Origin of the sequence: Bradyrhizobium sp. Tv2a-2, from assembly GCF_000472425.1 — a bacterium.
Lineage (GTDB): Bacteria > Pseudomonadota > Alphaproteobacteria > Rhizobiales > Xanthobacteraceae > Bradyrhizobium.
This window is the reverse complement of record NZ_AXAI01000010.1, coordinates 249,366-268,953: the sequence shown is the minus strand read 5'-3', so window position 1 is coordinate 268,953 and position 19,588 is coordinate 249,366. Positions and strand designations below refer to the sequence as shown.

Below are 19,588 nucleotides of genomic sequence, written 5' to 3'. Positions count from 1 at the left end.
CGAAACAGGCTGAAATCCGCCTTGGGCCGTTGGGGACAATTTTAACAATTTTGGCAAGCGTTGCTGCGAAGCATCAGGAAATACCCGCATTGGTTGTGCTTGCGTCGACTTCCGCAGCTTATGGCTAACGTCCGTGATTCAAAGGATTTGTTATCGGGTTCACAATTGTGGCGCGGAAAATGGGGCACTATCCCGCTGGAGTGGACCGAGGAAAGATCTTCGAAGTATCCGCTATTAAATCTAGACGTTGGATTACATAATATTGCTTTTTTCATTCATGCAAATACCTTTGCATGCTTAAAATATCATCAAAAAATACCTTATTGTATACGTGATGTTTCAGAATAGATTGAAATCTTAGTACCTACCTCTCATCCCTAATACAAGCTGAAGATGGTTCCGCAGCGGCGCTTCCAATGATATGTAAGCATTCCTCGCCAATTTTTATGTAGATATTAACCTTATTGCGGTGCCTATTGAATTACGCTGGCAAATTTGACGCCACGATTTCTTCTGCTGGCCAGGGCGAGGCGTCGCATTCCGATGTTCACGTCGATTCTGTCCATGGCCATGCGCCGGCGAACGCCATTATCGTTCCCGACGCGCAGTTTCTTTTTCATGCGGATTTCAAGCGGTCCGGCCTCGACCTGATCCTGCACAAGGACGACCACGAGCTCGTCCTTCATGACTATTTCAAGGGCGACAAACGCGCGGCGATTGCCTCGCCCGACGGGGCCCATCTCACTGGCGATATCGTCAATGCGCTGACCGGCTCGGTCGATGTCGCGCAGGCCGGCGGCGCGGCGGTAGCCGGCCAGGTCATCGGCCACGTCACCAAGCTCGCAGGCAGCGCGACCGCGATCCGCAACGGCGTCTCGATCATTCTCAACATGGGCGACAATGTCGAGAAAGGCGACGTCGTCCAGTCCGGCTCCGATTCCACGCTCGGCGTCACCTTCATCGACGGCACCGTGTTCGGCCTATCCTCGAATGCGAGGATGGTGCTCAACGAGATGGTCTACGACCCAAACGGCAGCAACAATTCGTCATTGTTGAGCCTGGTTGCCGGCACCATTACCTTTGTCGCGGGCGAAACCGCCAAGCATGGCGACATGAAGGTCGACACGCCGGTCGCCACCATGGGCATCCGCGGCACTGCGGTGCTGGTCGAGATCGATTTCACCATTCCGGGCCAAGGCGACACGCCGGACGCCAAATTCCAGGTGCTGGTCGAGCCTGATGGGACCACCGGCTCCTACATCCTGTTCGACAAGACCACGCTGCAGCCGCTCGCGGTCGTTAACCAGGCCGGCCAGCAGATCAACATCTCCAATGGCATCATCAGCCAGAGCAGCGCGCCGCTGTCGCCCGATGTGGAGAAATTGATCCAGGATGTGTTCACGCTGAAGTTCAGCGCCAACGACACCAATCCCAAGACGACGACGGCGCAGACCGATTCGACCAACCCGCTGCTGTTCGGGCCAGTGATCAAGCTCGCGAATAACGATACGGCGCAGCCGATCTTCCAGGTCACGTCGGTCACCGGCAATTCGTCGCCGGGCCAGAATCCAACCACGCAGTCGCCCAGTATCCTGCATATCGCCGGACCGCCGCAGGTCAGGGTCCTGGACTCCCACGGCGATCTGGCCACAAGCTTTGCGCTCACGGAGCTTCCGGGCGAGACCGGTCCGACCGACCGCAATGTCGATACAGTCGGCGGCACGATCAGGTTCACCGACCCCAACGCCGGTGATCAGCCGACCGTGTCGATCGCGCTGGATCACATCAACTACAAAGGTGCGGTGGTCGACAGCAAGGCTCAGTTGGTCAGCGGCTCGCTGAGCAAGCTGGAGCTTAATGACCTCCAGGGGGCCGGGGTCACCATCAATGTGGTACCGGCATCCACGAACAACAACAACGGCTCGGCAACCTGGACCTACAGCGTCGCCGACAACGCGTTCGACTTCCTCGCTGCCGGCGAGACGCTGGTGCTCACCTACAACGTCCGGGTCGACAACAATTACGCGCCGAACGACGAATACGCCACGATCCCCATCACCATCACGGTCACCGGCACCAACGACGCGCCCGTCATCACCACCAGCGCGCAGACAATCGCCTTCTCCGGCGGCACCAATGTCGACGGCGGTGCGCTCAATGATCTGACCACGGGAAAGCTGACCTTTACCGATGTCGACCTCGACGACGCCCACAAGGTGGCCGTCAAGTTCACCAGCGCGGTGATGTCCGATGGGACGGAGGTTCCGAAGGGGCCGCTCGATCTGCTCGAAAAGGCAACCACCTTTACGGCATCGATCGGAACCGATAGCACCGGCACGGGTACCGGCGTCATCGACTGGCAGCTGGCGGCTCTTCCGGTCTATATCGCGGACTTCATCCCCGACGGGAAAACGCTCACGGTGACTTACACGGTCATCGTAACGGACTCGCAAGGCGCGACCTCCAAGCAGACCGTTACCGTCAAGATCACCGGCACCGACAGTCCGGCCGTGGTCTGGATTCATACCGACGGTGACGGTTCGCCGAACAATCTCTGGTCGAATGGGCAGAACTGGGAAACCGGCAGCGCTCCTACTGCGAGCGACGACGTCAAGATCATCACCGATCAGCTGATCGGGCTCACGCCCAGTTACCCCGTCACCATCGACGAGAAGACAGCGGCCTTCGCCCACTCGCTGACGATGAATGACTATTCGGACTACGCCGGCTCGAGCTCGCCGGAGCTGGACAATTCGGGCTCGCTAACGGTCAGTGGTCAGCTCTCGCTGAACGCAGACTCGATCTTCAAGAATTTCAGCACGGCCAGCGTCGGCACGGCGGATTTTTATGACACGAGCCAGCTGGTCAATTCCGGCACGTTTACTTTTGGCGGCCTGGCTACATTCCACGATCAGAGCGTGCTGGAGAATTCCGGCACGCTGATGCTGCAGGGTGGCGGCGAGTTCGAGGGTGCCAGCAGCATCACCAATGACGAGGGAGGCACGATCGAAGTTTCTGGCGGCCAACTGATTGTGGCCGTCACTGTCACCAACTACGGACAGATCACCGTCGACGCCGGTGCGCTTCTCACGCTGGAATCCAGCGCTACGACCGCTGGAACGATCGATGGCGGAACGGTTTCGATCAACGGCCCTTCGGAGCAGGGGGGGACTCCCGGCACTCTCGAATTTCTGCGCTCTACCGGGTTGCAAAATGGCACGCTCGACAATAGCGGTCAGGTCACCGTCGCCGGTCCCTTTGTCGCGATGCATAGCGAGACTGTCATCAACAAGGGGACGCTGGAGATCGTTTGGGGCACGCTGACAATTGATCAGGGCTCGACGGTTTCCAACTCCGGGACCATCAAACTCGACCCACTCGAAGGCGCCGAACTTGTCCTGAACGATGCGGCCATCAATGGTGGCCTGATTGTAAACGGAACCCTCATTTACCTCAACGGCGGCGGTGTACTGAAGAACGGCACGCTGCAGAACCCCGGATCCGTGCTGGCATATGGCCTCGGCAATTCGATCGACAATGAGAAGATCTCAGGTCTTGGGGGGATATCGGTCGAGCAGCACGGCGTGCTGACCATCGATTACGGTTCGACGATCACCAATCCGGATGTGTATGTCGACGGAACGCTGATATCGAACGATGCGACCTTTGATGGCGGCGCCGTTAACAACGATGCCGGCGGCATCATCGATCTCACCGGAAATGTCGTGCTCGAGAGCGGCTGGCTCTCCAATTTGAGCCAAATCAATGTATCGGGTGCCGGCAACGCGCTGGACAATGAGACATTCAAAAACAACGCGCTCGAGGTCCAGGCCGGCGGTGCGCTGCTGATCGACCAGGGCACGACCGTTACGAACAGCGTCACGGTTCCTGCGACGGGCGAGGATGGCAGCCCAAGCACCATAAGCGGCACCATCACGGTCTATGATTCCGCGTCTCTCCGCGTCAACGACGCCACCATCACCGGCGGCGCGGTTATCAATAATGACGGCGGCACCATCGACCTGAGCGGCGCAGCGGTCATCAGCAACGGCTCGTTCGGCAATTTCGGACGGATCAACGTCTCCGGCGCCGGTAATGTGCTGGATGGCGAGACCGTCAGCAATACTGGCGGTGGCGCGATCGACATCATCGGCGCGCTGACACTGAAGGATGCGTCGAACATCGCCAATGGCGAGGGCAACGCCGAGACGGTGGAGAGCACGGGGTCGCTGACGCTGAACGACACCTCCTCCATCGTCGGCGGCGAGCTCACCAACGCGGGCAATATCTATATAGAGGCCTCCACCGGCGCCACCCTCGACGGCGTCGCAGTCGACAATTCCGCCGGCACGATCCATGTCGATCTTGCCGAACAGTTGGCTACGTTGATCCTGGACGACGGCACGTCGATCGCGGGCGGTCATCTCGACATCGGCGGCGCGGGCACGCTCGAGGTATCGACCACCGGCGCGACGCTGTCCGGCGTGACGGTCGAAAACTCGCACCTGGTCCAGGTGGACGAGAGCTCGGTCCTGGCGCTGGACGGAAGCACGATCACCGGCGGCAGCGTGGTCAATGACGGCACCATCAATTCCACCGGCACCAGCGCGATCGACGGCGCCACCATCACCAATGACGGACTGATTGCGGCGCTCAGCGGCACGCTGACCATCGATCCCGGTACGCTGACCAATTCCAACCGGCTCGAAGCCGACGGCGGCGAGCTCGACATTTCCGGCGAGACTGTCGGCAATACCGGCACCATTGGCGCAATCGGCGGCGGCACGCTGAAGCTGATCTCGAGCACGATCGACAATAGCGGTGACGGAACGGTGACGGTCGGCGTCGGCTCGACCCTCGACCTCGATCATTCCGGCATCTCGGGTGGCACGTTGATCATCAGCGGCACGCTCGACAGCGTCGCGGGCAGCAACGTCATCACGGCCGCCATCACCGAGGATGGCGGCAGCATCAACGTCACCGGCGGCTCGCTCGATTTGGCGGGCTCGGTTGCGGGTGACGTCAAGATCGCAGGCTCATCGACGGTGGAACTCGGCGCGAGCGGGGCGACCGCCTATGCAGCGACCGCGGTGATTTTCGAAGCCGAGGCCACCGGCACGCTCGTGCTCGATCATGCCGAGAGCTTTACCGGGACGATCAAAGGGCTCGACGACGGCACGATCGATCTGGCCGACATCTCCTACGGTTGCAACGTGACCGTCAGCTATTCGGGAAACGCCGCCGGCGGGATTCTTTCGGTCCTCGTCAACGGCCTCGATGTCTCGAACATCAAGCTCGTGGGCGATTATCTCGGGGTGCACTGGATCCTCGGCGACGACGGGACCTCTCAGCACGGCACCACTTTGAAGGAAGTGCCGGGGGTCATCGCAGGCCTCGATGCGAACGGCAATGCGGACGAGGGCGACGCGCTGACGGTCTCGATCACGGACGGCGGCGCCGCGGTTACCGGCGTCAGCTATGACTGGCAGGTGTCGAGCGACGGCGTGCACTGGCACGAGGCCAACGGCAGCAACGGCCAGTCGGGCTACGCGCCTGTCGGCGCCGACGATGGCCAACAGCTGCGGGTGTCCCTGTCGTTCACCGATGCGAATGGCAATCGGGAGACGGGCATCGTTTCCGCCGGTACGGTGCAGGCCGCTCTGAGCGTAACGCTCGACAGTTCGAGTGCGTCGGAGGGTAGGACCATCCATGTCACGGGCGTGACCGAGGGTGGCAGCCCCGTCTCCGACGTGACCTATGATTGGCAGGTCTCCAGCGACGGTGTCCATTGGACCGAGGCCAACGGCAGCAACGGCCACTCGAGCTACACGCCTGTCGTGGCGGACGAGAACCAGGATCTGCGCCTGGAGACGACGTTTGCCGGCGGTCCCGCCGGTCCGCAGAGCGCGATCAACGATCTTGGCGCGGTGCAGACGCCGACCATCACCATCACGGTCGAGACGGCGACCGGCATGGATTTCATCCACCATGATGTTCTGGCGCTGATGGGCGCCGGCACCGTGCGGCCGGGCGGGAGTTCCTCCTTTACGGTGGTCGATGCCAGGGACCACGTCGAGTTCGTCGTCACCGGCAGCAATTTTACCTATGACGGCCGCGACATCACCGGCGGCACCATCACCTCCTTTGAGGAGTTCAAGACTGGTGCGAAACCGGTCGCGCTGGCGAATTTCACGGGCCTCTCCGTCGACGCCGGGATCTGGATGGCGGACGTCCAGCTCGATGCCCACGGCGTCAAGGGGCCCCTCAAGGCTCTCACCGGGCCATTCGCGTATGATTTCATCGGCGGCTCCGGCAATGACAGTTTTGGCGTCGGCGCCCCTGCTGGTGAGCACACCACGCTGACGGGCGGCGGAGGCAGCGACCTGTTCCAGTACCAGAAGGGATACGGCGCGGTCACCATCACCGACTTCGACCAAGGCGATACCGGCACCTTCACCCACAGCGAAGGCGACAAGATCGAGCTGGATGGGTTCAACGGCAAGCCGAGTATCACCTATGTCAACGGCAACACCGTCGCAGATTTCGGCCATGGCGACGTGCTGACGCTGCTCGGTGTCGATTCGGAGGGTCTCAAGCACTCCGATTTCATCTGGATTTCGTCGGGCTACCGGTCCGGTGACCAGCTTACCATCAACGGCAAGCTCGACGGCGACTTCGATACGAAGTTCGCGGTCGCCGACAACGGCAATGGCGGCACCGATACCGTGCTGAACCATCCTGTGATCGATACGACCCATTTCAGCATCCAGCAGAACAAGGACGGCACTGATACGATTTTCGGTCTTCAGGTGTCGGATAGTGACCCGGCCTCGGCGGCGAGCCTTTCGTTGTCCGCAAGCACGGAAGCAGCACCTGACAGCACCATCTCTCCGTCCTCCGGCTCCGGCACGCTGGATGACATCAACAGCAAGCTTGCCTCCGGCATCACCTACAATCCCGGCACGCCGCAGCCGCAGGCGGACATGATCAACGTGACGGTTACCGACAATTTCGGTGCCAGCGACACCGTGCATTTTGTCTTCAACCAGGCCGGCCAGGGCCCGCACATCACCTTGCAGGGGACCAGCGGCGACGACGTCATCTTCGGAACGGGTAACAGCGACACCCTGACCGGCAATGGCGGCCATGATCAGTTCGTGTTCGCGCCGACCAACGGGCCTGCGGCGGTGCAACACACGATCACCGATTTCAACGTCAACCTGGATACGATCGACCTGCGGCAGTTCACGAATATCAGCACGACGGCGGATGCGCTTGCCACTGCCACCCAGCATGGCAACGACACGCTGCTCACGATCGACAGTCAGGACACGATCCTGCTCAAGAACGTATTCGTCGCCAATCTGCATGCCGGCGATTTCATCGTGACGCCGCATACCGGCCTTTAGGCTGTCGACGCGATTTTCGCGGAAGACAGGTCTGGACAACCCGCGAAAATTGCGATGCCTTAGGCTCCGCGAGCATGCAAGCATTGCCGGAACCGGCCATCCCAATGGAAGTCTGAACGACGCATGAAACGCCTCGGAAGCCTGCGACGGTGGTTCTCGCGGAAGTTCGGCTATTCGCGGTTGCTCTGCCTTGGGCTGTTGATCGGCTTTGCCGCACTGCGCGTGCTCGATCCCGGCCCCGTCCAGGAGCTTCGCGTTCGCATCTTCGATACGTTCCAGCGCATCGATCCCCGGGTGAAGACAGCCCGGCCCGTCACCATCGTGGACATCGACGAGAAAAGCCTCGCCAAGCTCGGGCAGTGGCCCTGGCCGCGAACGCAGCTCGCGGACCTGGTCGCTAACCTCACCAATCTCGGCGCGGTGGCGATTTCCTTCGACGTGGTGTTCTCCGAGCCCGACCGGCTCAATCCGTCGATCGCGGCCGAATCGATGCGCGATCTCGACGAGGTCAGTCGCGCCAAACTGCGCGAGCTGCCGAGCAACGACCAGGTGCTGGCCGACGCCATTCGTCGCTCTCGCGTGGTGCTCGGCGAGACCGGCCTCGCCGGCGCGGAGCCACAGCTCGACAAGGACCTCCCGGTGACGGGCTTTGCCTCGCTTGGCGAGGACATCGAGCCATTCCTGCCCGAATTTCCGGGCCTGTTGCGCAACATCCCGGTGCTCGAGAAGGCCGCCGCCGGTCGCGGCGTGGTCACCATTGTGCAGGAGCGCGACGGCATCATTCGCCGCGTGCCGATGGTGGTGCGCGCGCAAGGTGCGATGATGCCCTCGCTCAGTCTCGAAATATTACGGGTCATCACCGGAACGCCGACGGTGCTGATCAGATCCGACAAGGCCGGTATCAAGAGCATCAAGCTCAGGCAGCTGGAGATCCCGACCGATGGGAACGGCCAGCTCTGGGTTCATTTCGCTCGTCAGGACCCCTCGATCTATGTCCCCGCCGTCGACGTGCTCGACGGCAGCGCGCCGATCGACAGGATCAAGGGCAAGCTGGTGCTGATTGGCACCTCGGCGGTCGGACTGCACGATATCAAGACCACGCCGGTGTCGCCGGTGATGCCCGGTGTCGAGGTCCACGCCCAGGTGCTGGAGAGCCTGCTCACAGGCGCCGCGGTGTCGCAGCCCAGCTACGCCATCGCGGTGGAGCTCTTGGCAGCAATGATCCTGGGCCTCCTGGTGATCGCATTCGCGCCTGGCTTCGGGCCGGTAACGCTCGTGCTGGTCGGCGCGTTGTTCGCGAGCCTTCTGATCGGAACGTCCTGGTATTTCTATCAGCACTATCGGCTGCTGCTCGATTTCACCTATCCGCTGCTCTCGACCACGGCGATCTACCTCACCCTGATCTTCTCCAGCTTCGTCCGCGAGCAGGCGCAGCGGCGGCAGATCCGCTCGGCCTTCAACCAGTATCTGTCGCCCGCCCTGGTCGAACAGTTGGCGCAATCGCCGGAAAAGCTCGTGCTCGGCGGCGAGGAGCGGGAGATGACCATCTTGTTCTCCGACGTGCGTGGTTTCACTACCATCTCGGAGACCTACAAGCGCGATCCGCAGGGATTGACGCGGCTGATGAACCGCTTTCTCACTCCACTCACCAATGCCATTCTGGCGCGCAAAGGCTATATCGACAAATATATGGGCGACGCCATCATGGCGTTCTGGAACGCGCCGCTCGACGACGCGCAGCACGAGATCAACGCCTGCGAGGCCGCCGTCGACATGCTTGAATGCATCGAGCAATTGAACCAGGTGCGCGAGCAGGAGGCCAAGGACGGCGGGCCTGTCTACATCCCCATCCATGTCGGCATCGGCCTCAATACCGGCGCTGGCGTGGTCGGCAACATGGGCAGCGACCTGAAGTTCAACTATTCGGTGCTGGGCGATGCCGTCAACCTCGCCTCACGCCTGGAAGGGCAGACCAAGGAATACGGCTTCCCCATCATCGTCGGCTCGAAGACGGCGCTCGCCGCGAAAGACAAGTTCGCGATCCTCGAACTCGACTTCATCATGGTGAAGGGCAAGAAGGAGCCCGAGGTGATCTACGCTGTCGCCGGGCGCGAGGATGTGGCGCATTCCGAGAGTTTCCAGCGCCTGCGCAATCTCACCGTCGAGATGCTCGCATGCTACCGCAACCGCGATTGGGAGGGCGCGCTGAATGCCATCGAGCGCGGCCGCAAGAGCGACGAGGTCCACGCGCTTGGCTACCTCTTCAACCTCTACGAGGCGCGCATCGTGAACTGCAAGAAAAACCCGCCGCCGGAGGACTGGAACGGCGCCTTTGCGCTGCTGACGAAGTAGGCTGATTGGCTCACCCTGACGACAGGCGGCGATTTAGCTTCCACTCCACCGTCATGGCCAGGCTTGTCCCGGCCATCCACGTCGTGCCCGCAATGGAGAGACGTGGATGCCCGGGTCAAGCCCGGGCATCACAGCGGTTATGCGGCTCCGACGCCCAAATTGGCCGCGCCTCACTCCACCCCGATCGTCGTCAGGTCCTGGAACCAGTGCTGCGCCTGCACGAACTTTTTGACCTTCGGGGATAGCGCGTGCGGGTTGGTGTCGTGCACCACCCAGACCAGCGCGGCGTCGTCGACGACAAGCGCATGGGCCTGCGCGATCAGATCATCCTGCTTGACGGGATCAAAGGTCTGTTTGGCCTCGTTGATCAGCGCGTCGACCTTGGGGTTCTTGTAGCCTCCCCAGTTGACGCCGACGGGCGCGATCTGGTCGGAGGCGAAGAAGCGCACGATGGCGTAAAGGGGATCTGAGGTAACATAGGCGATGTTGTTGGCGGTGATGCCGGCATTCATTTCGTCCCCGGCGCCCTTGCGCCAGTGGGTGTAGAGCGTCTCCAGCTCGACCACCTTGAAGTCGATATCGATGCCGATCTCTTTGAAACTCTGCTGCAGGAACTCGTTCATCGGCAGCGACAGCATCTGCCCGGTGCCGCCTTGCGCGATGATGAAGGTTGTCTTCAGTGGCTTGTCCTTGGAGTAGCCGGCCTCTTCGACGAGCTTCTTGGCGGCGGCGAGGTCATATTTGATGTCGAAGGTCGGCTTGCCGAACCATGGGCTCGACGGGTCGACCTGTCCCTTGGCGGGCTTTGCCAGGCCATTCATCAGCCCGACCACGGCGTCGCGGTCGATCGCTAGATTCAACGCCTTGCGCAGGCGGATGTCGGTCCAGGGCGAGCCGGGCAGCACGCTCAAGTGATAATTCCAGACATGCGGCGTGATGTTGTCCACGATCTTCATGCCGGCGGACTTGAGCTGCGGCACGGCATCCGGCGCCGGCGTCTCGATGAGGTCGACCTGTCCCGCCAAGAGCGCATTGGTGCGGGTCAGCGCCTCCGGCATCGGGATCAGTACCAGCTTGTCGACCTTCGGAATCCGGTTCTTGTCCCAGTAATTCTCGTTCTTCGAGAGCTCGGCGAGCTCACGCGGCACGAGCTTTGTGAGCTTGAACGGGCCGGTGCCGGAGGGCTGGCTGGCGAACTTGTCCCAGTCGCGGCCGAGCTTCTCGTATTGCGCGGGGCTCGAGACCAGGAACCACAGCATCTGATAGGGGAAGAAGGAGTCGACATTCTTGGTCGTGATCTCGACCGTGTCGTCGTCGATCTTGGCATAGCTTGCAACAGAGGGCAGGCGGGTCTTCACCTGCGCGCTTTGCCGCTTGTCGAATTGCGGCGCCTTGTCGTTCAGCACCTTGTCGAGATTCCAGATCACCGCGTCGGCATCGAAATCGCTGCCGTCGTGAAATTTCACGCCCTTGCGCAAGGTGAAGATCCACTTGGTCTTGTCCTTGTCGTCGACCTTCCAGTCGGTGGCGAGTCCAGGCACAAGCTTGCCGGGCTTGTCGGCCGTGCTCATGTCCCAGGAAACCAGGGGATCGTAGATTGTGTAGCCGGTAAACTGATAAGCGCCGGCGCCGCGGTCGGGCTGGCCGGTGGTCAGCGGAATGTCGGCCATCGAGATTCCGTAGCGCACCACGGTCTCCGCGTGCGCAGCAACGGCGGACAGCGCCAGTGCGAACATGGCGAAAAGCATCGAAATTCGGTGGCGCATAAATTAGGCTCCGCTGGCTACGGGAAGGGCTTAGCTTTCGGCCTAAGCTTGCAAGCCTGATGCCAGATTGGGCACCATCTTCCCGTGTCACGGCAACGCACAAAGAGTTGTGATGTCAGGGGCAATTTGTTCGGACAAGGCCAACCCTTGGCACAGCCATTGCATACGACTGCATAACTTTTAATCATCCAAGCCAAGAGGATTTGCGGCGATGCGTTCTCAGAAAACCAAGGAAAGCGGGAAAAACCGCGCAGTGTTTGCGGGCCTCGCGCTGGCCATGGTGGCGGCGTTGAGCGGGCCGGGAGGGGCGTCCGCGGAGACTGTGCTGCGCATAGGCATGACAGCTGCCGATATTCCGCGCACGCTGGGCCAGCCCGATCAGGGCTTTGAAGGTAACCGCTTCACCGGTGTCACCATGTATGATGGTCTGACCATGTGGGACCTGTCGTCGGCCGACAAGCCGAGCGTGGTGATTCCGGGCCTTGCGACCGAATGGAAGGTCGAGGATTCCGACAAGACCAAATGGATCTTCAAGCTGCGCCCAGGCGTGAAGTTTCACGACGGCAGCGACTTCAACGCCGATGCAGTGGTCTGGAACGTCGACAAGGTGTTGAAGCAGGGCGCGCCGCAATTCGATGCAAGCCAGGTCGGCGTCACCGCCTCGCGCATGCCGACGCTGGCGTCAGCGCGCAAGATCGACGACCTCACGGTGGAGCTCACCACCACCGAGCCCGACAGTTTCCTGCCGATCAATCTCACCAATCTCTTCATGGCGAGCCCGGCCAAGTGGCAGAAGTTCTATGACGCCGCCTCCGGCACTGATGCGAAAGCGAAATCGCAGGCCGCGTGGGAGGCCTTCGCGCGCGATGCCTCGGGCACCGGTCCGTGGAAGATGGCAAGCTTCACGCCGCGCGAGCGGCTCGAGCTCGTGAAGAACGACAATTACTGGGACAAGGCGCGCATTCCCCACGTCGACCGCATGGTGTTGTTGCCGATGCCGGAGGCGAATGCACGCACCGCGGCGTTGCTCTCGGGGCAGGTCGAATGGGTCGAGGCGCCGGCGCCGGATGCGCTGCCTGAGATCAAGCAGCGCGGCTTCGCGCTCTATACCAATGAAGAGCCGCATGTCTGGCCCTGGCAGTTTTCGCGCGTCGAGGGCTCGCCGTGGAACGACATCCGTGTGCGCAAAGCGGCCAATCTCTGCGTCGATCGCGAAGGGCTGAAGGACGGTTTGCTCGCTGGCTTGATGGTGCCGGCAACCGGCACCTTTGAGCCCGGCCATCCCTGGCGCGGCAATCCGACTTTTGAGATCAAGTATGACAAGGAGGCTGCGCAAAAGCTGATGCGGGAGGCGGGCTATGGTCCAAACAAGCATCTTGCAGTCAAGGTGCAGACCTCGGCTTCAGGGTCGGGTCAGATGCTGCCGCTGCCGATGAACGAATATCTGCAGCAGGCACTCGCCGAATGCTATTTCGATGTGCAGCTCGACGTCATCGAGTGGAACACGCTGTTCACCAACTGGCGGCGTGGGGCCAAGGATCCGTCGGCGAACGGCGCCAACGCCACCAACGTCACCTATGCGGCGATGGATCCGTTCTTCGCGCTGGTGCGCTTCCTGCAGTCGTCGATGGCGCCGCCGAAGTCGAACAACTGGGGCTACATCAACAATCCCAAGTTCGATGCGCTGGTCACCAAGGCGCGCCAGACCTTCGATCCGGCCGAACGCGACAAGGCGCTCGCCGAACTGCATGCGGCGTCCGTCGACGACGCGGCCTTCCTCTACGTCGCGCATGATGTCGCACCCCGCGCCATGAGCCCGAAGGTGAAGAATTTCGTGCAGCCGAAGAGCTGGTTCGTCGATTTCTCGCCGATCGCCATGCAGTGAGTGGTGGTTCCGCCGTCTCGTTCGTCAAGCTCGGGCTTGACCCGGGCATCCATGTCTTGCCCCGTCATTCCGGGGCGATGCGCGAGCATCGAGCCCGGAATCTCGAGATTCCGGGTCCGGTTCTTCCGGACCATCCCGGAATGACGGAATGCACCAAGTTAAGGTGACCCCGTGTTTCTCTATATCGCGAGACGCATCGTCTATGTCATTCCGATCGTGATCTGCGTGGCGCTCGTTTGCTTCATGCTGGTGCACATCACGCCCGGCGATCCCCTGGTCGCGGTGCTGCCGGCCGATGCCTCGCAGGAACTCGCCGACCAGCTGCGCGCAGCCTATGGTTTCGACAAGCCGCTACCGGTGCAATTCGGCCTGTGGATGTGGCGTGCGGTGAATGGCGATCTCGGCCATTCCATCGCCACCGGGCGTCCGGTGCTCTCCGAAGTCATCCGCGCGGTCGGCAACACGGTGACGCTGGCGATCGCGGCTGCGGCCATCGGCTTTTCCTTCGGCCTGTTCTTCGGGCTGATTGCCGGATATTTCCGCGACACTTGGGTCGACAAGCTCGCGACGTCCATCGCGATTGCCGGCGTCTCGGTGCCGCATTACTGGCTCGGCATGGTGCTGGTGATCATCTTCTCGGTGGAATTGAACTGGCTGCCCGCGGTCGGCGCCGGCCCCGGCGGCTCTGGTGCCTGGGGCTGGGACTGGGAGCATATCCGCTATCTGATCCTGCCGGCGATCACGACCTCGGTGATTCCGATGGGCATCGTCACCCGCACCGTGCGCGCGCTGACCGGCGACATCCTGAGCCAGGATTTTGTCGAGGCGCTGCGCGCCAAGGGCCTGCGTGAGCTCGATGTGTTCAAGCATGTCGTGAAGAATGCCGCACCGACTGCGCTTGCGGTGATGGGACTGCAGCTCGGCTATATGCTCGGCGGCTCGATCCTGATCGAGACCGTGTTCTCCTGGCCGGGTTCGGGTCTTCTGCTCAATTCCGCGATCTTTCAGCGCGACCTGCCGCTCCTGCAGGGCACCATCCTGGTGCTGGCGCTGTTCTTCGTCATCCTCAATCTCCTGGTCGACATCGCGCAGGCCGCGATCGATCCGCGCATCAAGAGAGGGTGACATGAGCGAGCTTCCTCTCCCCGCGATCACGGATCACGCGCTGCAGGCCGCACCCATCACCAAGGCGCGCGGTTATTGGGCGACCGTCGGCCGGCGCCTCGTCCGCGACAAGGTGTCGATGGCCTGCGCGCTGATCCTGCTTCTGATCTTTGCCGCGGCCCTGATCGCGCCATGGCTGCATCTCGCCGATCCCTATCAGGGCTCGATGATCCGCCGCCTGCGCCATATCGCGACGCCGGGCTATCCTCTCGGCACCGACGAACTCGGCCGCGATATGCTGGCGCGGCTGGTCTATGGCGGACGGCTGTCGTTGATCATCGGCATCTCGCCCGTGATCTTCGCCTTCTGTATCGGCACCGGCCTCGGCCTCATTGCCGGCTATTCCGGCGGCAAGATCAACACCGCGATCATGCGCACGGTCGACGTGTTCTACGCCTTCCCTTCGGTGCTGCTCGCGATCGCGATCTCCGGCGCGCTTGGCGCGGGCATCCTCAATTCTATCGTCTCGCTCACCATCGTGTTCGTGCCGCAGATTACCCGCGTCGCCGAAAGCGTCACCACCGGCGTGCGCAACATGGATTTCGTCGATGCGGCGCGCGCGTCTGGCGCCGGTCCGCTCACCATCATGCGCGTGCATATCCTGGGCAACGTACTGGGGCCGATCTTCGTCTACGCCACCGGCCTGATTTCGGTGTCGATGATCCTCGCCGCCGGCCTCTCGTTCCTCGGCCTCGGGACCAAGCCGCCGGAGCCGGAGTGGGGCCTCATGCTCAACACGCTGCGCACCGCGATCTATGTCAACCCATGGGTCGCGGCGCTGCCGGGCGTGATGATCTTTGCGGTCTCGATCTGCTTCAACCTGTTCAGCGACGGCATGCGCTCGGCCATGGATATAAGGAATTGACGCCATGACCGAGACCTCGGCTACAGTCGAAAAGCTTGCTCCGATCGAGGACGTCGGCGGCGTCGCGCAGCCGCTGCTCCAGGTCAACGGCCTGACCAAGCACTTTCCGGTGCGCGGCGATTTCCTGTCCGCACGCAAGACCGTGCGCGCCGTCGACAACGTCTCGTTTGCGGTGATGAAGGGGGAGACCGTCGGAATTGTCGGCGAGTCCGGCTGCGGCAAGTCGACCACCGCGCGGCTTCTGATGCACCTGATGTCGCGCGATGCCGGCGAGATCATCTATGACGGCATGCAAGTCGGACGGGCGTTCTCGCTGCGCGAATTGCGCCGCGGCATGCAGATGGTGTTCCAGGACAGCTATGCCTCGCTCAATCCGCGCCTGACCATCGAGGAATCCATCGCGTTCGGCCCCAAGGTGCACGGCATGGCAGATGGCGCCGCGCGGGCGCTGGCGCGCGAGCTCTTGGGCAAGGTGGGCCTGCGCCCGGAAAATTTCGCCAACCGCTATCCGCACGAGATTTCCGGCGGCCAGCGCCAGCGCGTCAACATTGCCCGCGCGCTCGCCCTGTCGCCGCGGCTGGTGATCTTGGACGAGGCCGTCTCCGCGCTCGATAAATCGGTGGAAGCGCAGGTGCTCAACCTGCTCGCCGATCTCAAGGGCGAGTTCGGCCTGACCTATCTCTTCATCAGCCACGACCTCAACGTGGTGCGTTATATCTCCGACCGCGTGCTGGTGATGTACCTCGGCGAGGTGGTCGAGCTCGGCCCTGTCGACGAGGTCTGGGACAGTCCGGCGCATCCCTATACGCGCGCGCTGCTCGCGGCGATGCCGTCGTCCGATCCCGATAACCGCACGCAAACGCCGCCGATCTCGGGCGATCCGCCCAATCCGATCGATCCGCCGTCGGGCTGCCGATTTCACACCCGTTGCCCATTTGCGGAGCCGCTCTGCGCAAATGCCACGCCAAAACTTTTCCCGCTCGGTAAAATGGGCCATCAGGCCGCGTGCTACATGGCGATCCCCGGTTCCGGGCACAGCCGCGCGCCAGCAAAGGAGCAAGAGGCTATATGACAAGGCCCAGCGCAAAAGAGATCAAGGCAGTGGCTGACGCCGCCGGCATTCCCGTGGATGCCGACGTCGCCGAGCGCATCGCAGGTTCCATCGGACCGGCGTTCGAAGGCTTTGCGGCGATCTCCGGCACCCTGCCGTTCGATCTCGAGCCCGCGAGCTTCCTGCTGGCGCAGACGCTGGAGGGTAGCAAGTGAGCACCGAGCCTGCCTTGATGTCGCTGGTCGAGGTCGCCGCGGCGATTGGGACCAAACGCCTGTCCTCGCATGAGGTGACACGCGCGCTCCTGCATCGTATCGCGCAGTGGCAGCCGCGCCTCAACGCTTTCATGGAAATCGAAGCGGAGGCCGCGCTGAAGGCCGCTGACGAAGCGGACGCTGCGCTCGCGAAAGGTGCGAGCCGCGGCCCGCTGCATGGCGTGCCGCTGGCGCACAAGGACATGTACTACGACGCAGGCAAGGTCGTGACCTGCGGTTCGGCGATCCGGCGCGATTTTGTCGCGACTTCGACCTCGACGGCGCTGCAGCGGCTGAAGGATGCCGGCACCATCCGGCTCGGCTCGCTGCAGATGGCGGAGTTCGCCTATGGCCCGACCGGCCACAACGCCCATTATGGCCCCGTGCATAATCCGTTCGCGCTCGATCACATCACCGGCGGCTCCTCCTCCGGTTCAGGCGCGGCAGTCGCGGCGCGGCTGACCTTTGCGGCGCTCGGCTCCGACACCGGCGGCTCGATCCGCATGCCTGCACATTTCTGCGGCGTCACCGGTCTGAAGGTGACCTATGGCCGTGTCAGCCGCGCCGGTGCGATGCCGCTGTCGCAGTCGCTCGACACCGTCGGGCCGCTGGCGCAGACCGCGGAAGACTGCGCACTGCTGCTTGGCCTGATGGCCGGCCCGGATCCTGAGGATCCGACCGCAAGCCATGCGCCGGTTGCCGACTACATGGCCGCGACCAAAGCGTCTCTCAAAGGCCTCAAGATCGGCGTGCCCACGAGTTTCTATGTCGACGATCTCGACAAAGACGTTGCACACATTCTCGACGAGACCATCGCGACCCTGAAGCAGGAAGGGGCCGAGATCGTCCAGGTCGAGCTGCCCGACCAGCGCCAGCTCTCCGCGGCCTGCCAGCTCCTGCTCGCCGTGGAAGCGGCCGCCTATCACAAGCGCTGGCTGATCGAGCGTCCGCAGGATTACGGCCCGCAGGTCCTGATGCGCCTGCAGAACGGGCTTGCGGTTCCCGGCGTGACTTATCTCGAGGCCATGCGCTGGCGCGGCCCGGCGCTCGCCGCGCATGTCGCTGCGACCAGCAAGGTCGATGCGGTGATCGCGCCTGTCGCGCCGATGCCGGCGCCGACCATCGCCGAAAGCGATGTCGGCAACACCCCGGGCGCGGAAGCCGTGATCCAGCGGCTAACGCGATTCACGCGGCCGATCAACTATCTCGGCCTGCCGTCGCTTGCGATCCCCTGCGGCTTCACCAAGGCCGGCCTTCCCGTCGGCATGCAGCTGATCGGCCGCTCCTTCGACGAAGCGACCATCCTGACCATCGGCGCGGCGTTCCAGCGTGCCACCGACTTCCACCAGAAGGTGCCGTCGCTCTGATGCCAAGCCTCGTCGAGATCAATGGCCTCAACATCCGCTTCACCGGCGAGCGCACGGTCTATGCCGTGAACGATCTCTCGCTCTCGCTTGGGCACAGCGAGGTGCTGGGGTTGCTGGGCGAATCCGGCTCGGGCAAAAGCGTGACCCTGCGCGCGCTGATGCGGCTGTTGCCGAGAAAGCGCACTGAGATCACGGGCCAGGTCAAGGTCGCAGGCCGCGACGTGCTGGCACTGTCCGACGACGAGCTGTCGGCCTTCCGCGGCCAGACCGTCTCGATGATCTTCCAGGAGCCGGCGCTGGCGCTCGATCCGGTCTACACCATCGGCCGCCAGATCGCCGAGACCGTGATGCGTCATGAAGGCAGGAGCTTTGCCGAAGGAAGAGCGCGCGCGCTCGAAATGCTCGAGGTGGTGCGCATCCCCTCGGCCAGGCGCAGGCTGGATGCCTATCCGCACGAAATGTCCGGCGGCATGCGCCAGCGCGCAATGATCGCGCTTGCACTCGCCTGCAAGCCGAAAATCCTGCTTGCGGACGAGCCGACCACGGCACTCGATGCCACCGTCCAGATCCAGATCCTGCTGTTGTTGCGCGAACTGCAGCGCGAGTTCGGCATGTCCGTCATTTTCGTCACCCATGATATCGGGGTGGCCATCGAAATCTGCGACCGCGTCGCAGTGATGTATGCCGGCCAGATCGTGGAGCAGGGGAGCCTACGCGACATCGTGCGCAACCCCGTTCACCCCTACGCGCGCGGCCTGCTCGCCTCCACCGTCCACGGCGCCAGGCGCGGCGAGCGGCTGGAGACGATTCCCGGCACACCGCCCTCGCTTCAACAGCCGCCGCATCATTGTTCTTTTGCGCCGCGTTGCAGCTTTGCGGAACGCCGCTGCACCGAGGCTCTGCCACCGAACGTTGAGCTTGGCGCCGGCCGTTTTGCGCGTTGTATCCTGCCGCAAGCCGCCAGGACTGTGGTTGCCCCGTAACAGGTCCCGACCAAAACCGGGCACAGCGCTCGTTTTGGGTCGTCACGTCGGCTCCTTATGAGTAGGCTCGCCCCCGACGCGTGAGCACGCGCATTCGGGGGGATCCAATGTATCTGTCTGGCGAAAGCCTTCTTGTCATCCTTTTCGTCGGCCTGGTGGCCGGCTGGCTGGCCGGCAAGATCGTCCGCGGCGCCGGTTTCGGCATCATCGGCGACATCGTGATCGGCATAATCGGCGCGTTCATCGCGAGCTGGCTGTTTCCGAGGATCGGCATTCACCTTGGCGTCGGCCTGGTGTCGAAGATCATTTATTCCGCGATCGGCGCCATCATCCTGCTCCTGATCGTGCGGCTGGTGCGGGGCGGCGGGAGATTTTGAGGGCCTTTCAGGCCGGCGCCCAAAGCGGGCAGGCCTAATATGAGCCAGGGGGCCGTCCGGGAGCGTTGCGTTCAGACCGGTTTCACCTCGGGCCATTTAGGTTAATCCGACTTCA

At 62.5% G+C, this 19,588-nt stretch carries 11 protein-coding genes; 10 read left to right on the top strand and 1 reads right to left on the bottom strand.

Annotated features, from left to right (window positions below; genetic code table 11):
- Window positions 1-476 precede the first annotated feature (476 nt).
- Window positions 477-7,409: a FecR domain-containing protein gene (locus A3AI_RS45420; RefSeq protein ID WP_024517755.1), complete on the top strand. Its 6,933-nt coding sequence runs from the start codon at window positions 477-479 to the stop codon at window positions 7,407-7,409.
- A gap of 123 nt (window positions 7,410-7,532) precedes the next feature.
- The gene (locus A3AI_RS0122570; protein WP_024517754.1) at window positions 7,533-9,761 is read left to right on the top strand and encodes a CHASE2 domain-containing protein; all 2,229 of its coding nucleotides are present in this window, start codon (window positions 7,533-7,535) and stop codon (window positions 9,759-9,761) included.
- A gap of 170 nt (window positions 9,762-9,931) precedes the next feature.
- On the opposite strand, the gene A3AI_RS0122565 is transcribed toward A3AI_RS0122570, so the two are convergent.
- Window positions 9,932-11,527: an ABC transporter substrate-binding protein gene (locus tag A3AI_RS0122565; protein WP_024517753.1), complete on the bottom strand. Its 1,596-nt coding sequence runs from the start codon at window positions 11,525-11,527 to the stop codon at window positions 9,932-9,934.
- A 211-nt stretch (window positions 11,528-11,738) separates the two neighbouring features.
- Between A3AI_RS0122565 and A3AI_RS0122560 the strand changes: the two genes are divergently transcribed.
- The 8 genes from A3AI_RS0122560 to A3AI_RS0122525 all read left to right on the top strand — a co-directional run bounded on the left by A3AI_RS0122560 (window position 11,739) and on the right by A3AI_RS0122525 (window position 19,473).
- A complete protein-coding gene (locus A3AI_RS0122560; RefSeq protein ID WP_024517752.1) occupies window positions 11,739-13,412 on the top strand; it encodes an ABC transporter substrate-binding protein in 1,674 nt (557 codons plus the stop codon).
- A gap of 171 nt (window positions 13,413-13,583) precedes the next feature.
- The gene (locus A3AI_RS0122555; RefSeq protein ID WP_024517751.1) at window positions 13,584-14,537 is read left to right on the top strand and encodes an ABC transporter permease; all 954 of its coding nucleotides are present in this window, start codon (window positions 13,584-13,586) and stop codon (window positions 14,535-14,537) included.
- 1 nt (window position 14,538) lies between these two features.
- Window positions 14,539-15,441 carry an ABC transporter permease gene (locus A3AI_RS0122550; protein ID WP_024517750.1) on the top strand — a complete coding sequence of 301 codons (903 nt, stop codon included), beginning with the start codon at window positions 14,539-14,541 and terminating at the stop codon, window positions 15,439-15,441.
- A gap of 4 nt (window positions 15,442-15,445) precedes the next feature.
- On the top strand, window positions 15,446-16,513 hold the full coding sequence (locus tag A3AI_RS0122545; RefSeq protein ID WP_024517749.1) for an ABC transporter ATP-binding protein: 1,068 nt from the start codon (window positions 15,446-15,448) through the stop codon (window positions 16,511-16,513).
- Window positions 16,510-16,707: a hypothetical protein gene (locus A3AI_RS0122540; RefSeq protein ID WP_024517748.1), complete on the top strand. Its 198-nt coding sequence runs from the start codon at window positions 16,510-16,512 to the stop codon at window positions 16,705-16,707. The genes A3AI_RS0122545 and A3AI_RS0122540 overlap by 4 nt, the downstream gene beginning before the upstream one ends.
- Window positions 16,704-18,113: an Asp-tRNA(Asn)/Glu-tRNA(Gln) amidotransferase GatCAB subunit A gene (locus A3AI_RS0122535; protein ID WP_024517747.1), complete on the top strand. Its 1,410-nt coding sequence runs from the start codon at window positions 16,704-16,706 to the stop codon at window positions 18,111-18,113. The genes A3AI_RS0122540 and A3AI_RS0122535 overlap by 4 nt, the downstream gene beginning before the upstream one ends.
- Window positions 18,113-19,096 carry an ABC transporter ATP-binding protein gene (locus A3AI_RS0122530; protein ID WP_024517746.1) on the top strand — a complete coding sequence of 328 codons (984 nt, stop codon included), beginning with the start codon at window positions 18,113-18,115 and terminating at the stop codon, window positions 19,094-19,096. The genes A3AI_RS0122535 and A3AI_RS0122530 overlap by 1 nt, the downstream gene beginning before the upstream one ends.
- Window positions 19,097-19,203: 107 nt before the next feature.
- Window positions 19,204-19,473 carry a GlsB/YeaQ/YmgE family stress response membrane protein gene (locus A3AI_RS0122525; RefSeq protein WP_024517745.1) on the top strand — a complete coding sequence of 90 codons (270 nt, stop codon included), beginning with the start codon at window positions 19,204-19,206 and terminating at the stop codon, window positions 19,471-19,473.
- Window positions 19,474-19,588: the final 115 nt, after the last annotated feature.

Coding starts and splice junctions, on each gene's coding strand:
- A3AI_RS0122570 (WP_024517754.1), top strand. CDS start 7,533: ATGAAACGCCTCGGAAGCCTGCGACGGTGGTTCTCGCGGAAGTTCGGC.
- A3AI_RS0122565 (WP_024517753.1), bottom strand. CDS start 11,527: ATGCGCCACCGAATTTCGATGCTTTTCGCCATGTTCGCACTGGCGCTG.
- A3AI_RS0122560 (WP_024517752.1), top strand. CDS start 11,739: ATGCGTTCTCAGAAAACCAAGGAAAGCGGGAAAAACCGCGCAGTGTTT.
- A3AI_RS0122550 (WP_024517750.1), top strand. CDS start 14,539: ATGAGCGAGCTTCCTCTCCCCGCGATCACGGATCACGCGCTGCAGGCC.
- A3AI_RS0122545 (WP_024517749.1), top strand. CDS start 15,446: ATGACCGAGACCTCGGCTACAGTCGAAAAGCTTGCTCCGATCGAGGAC.
- A3AI_RS0122540 (WP_024517748.1), top strand. CDS start 16,510: ATGACAAGGCCCAGCGCAAAAGAGATCAAGGCAGTGGCTGACGCCGCC.
- A3AI_RS0122530 (WP_024517746.1), top strand. CDS start 18,113: ATGCCAAGCCTCGTCGAGATCAATGGCCTCAACATCCGCTTCACCGGC.
- A3AI_RS0122525 (WP_024517745.1), top strand. CDS start 19,204: ATGTATCTGTCTGGCGAAAGCCTTCTTGTCATCCTTTTCGTCGGCCTG.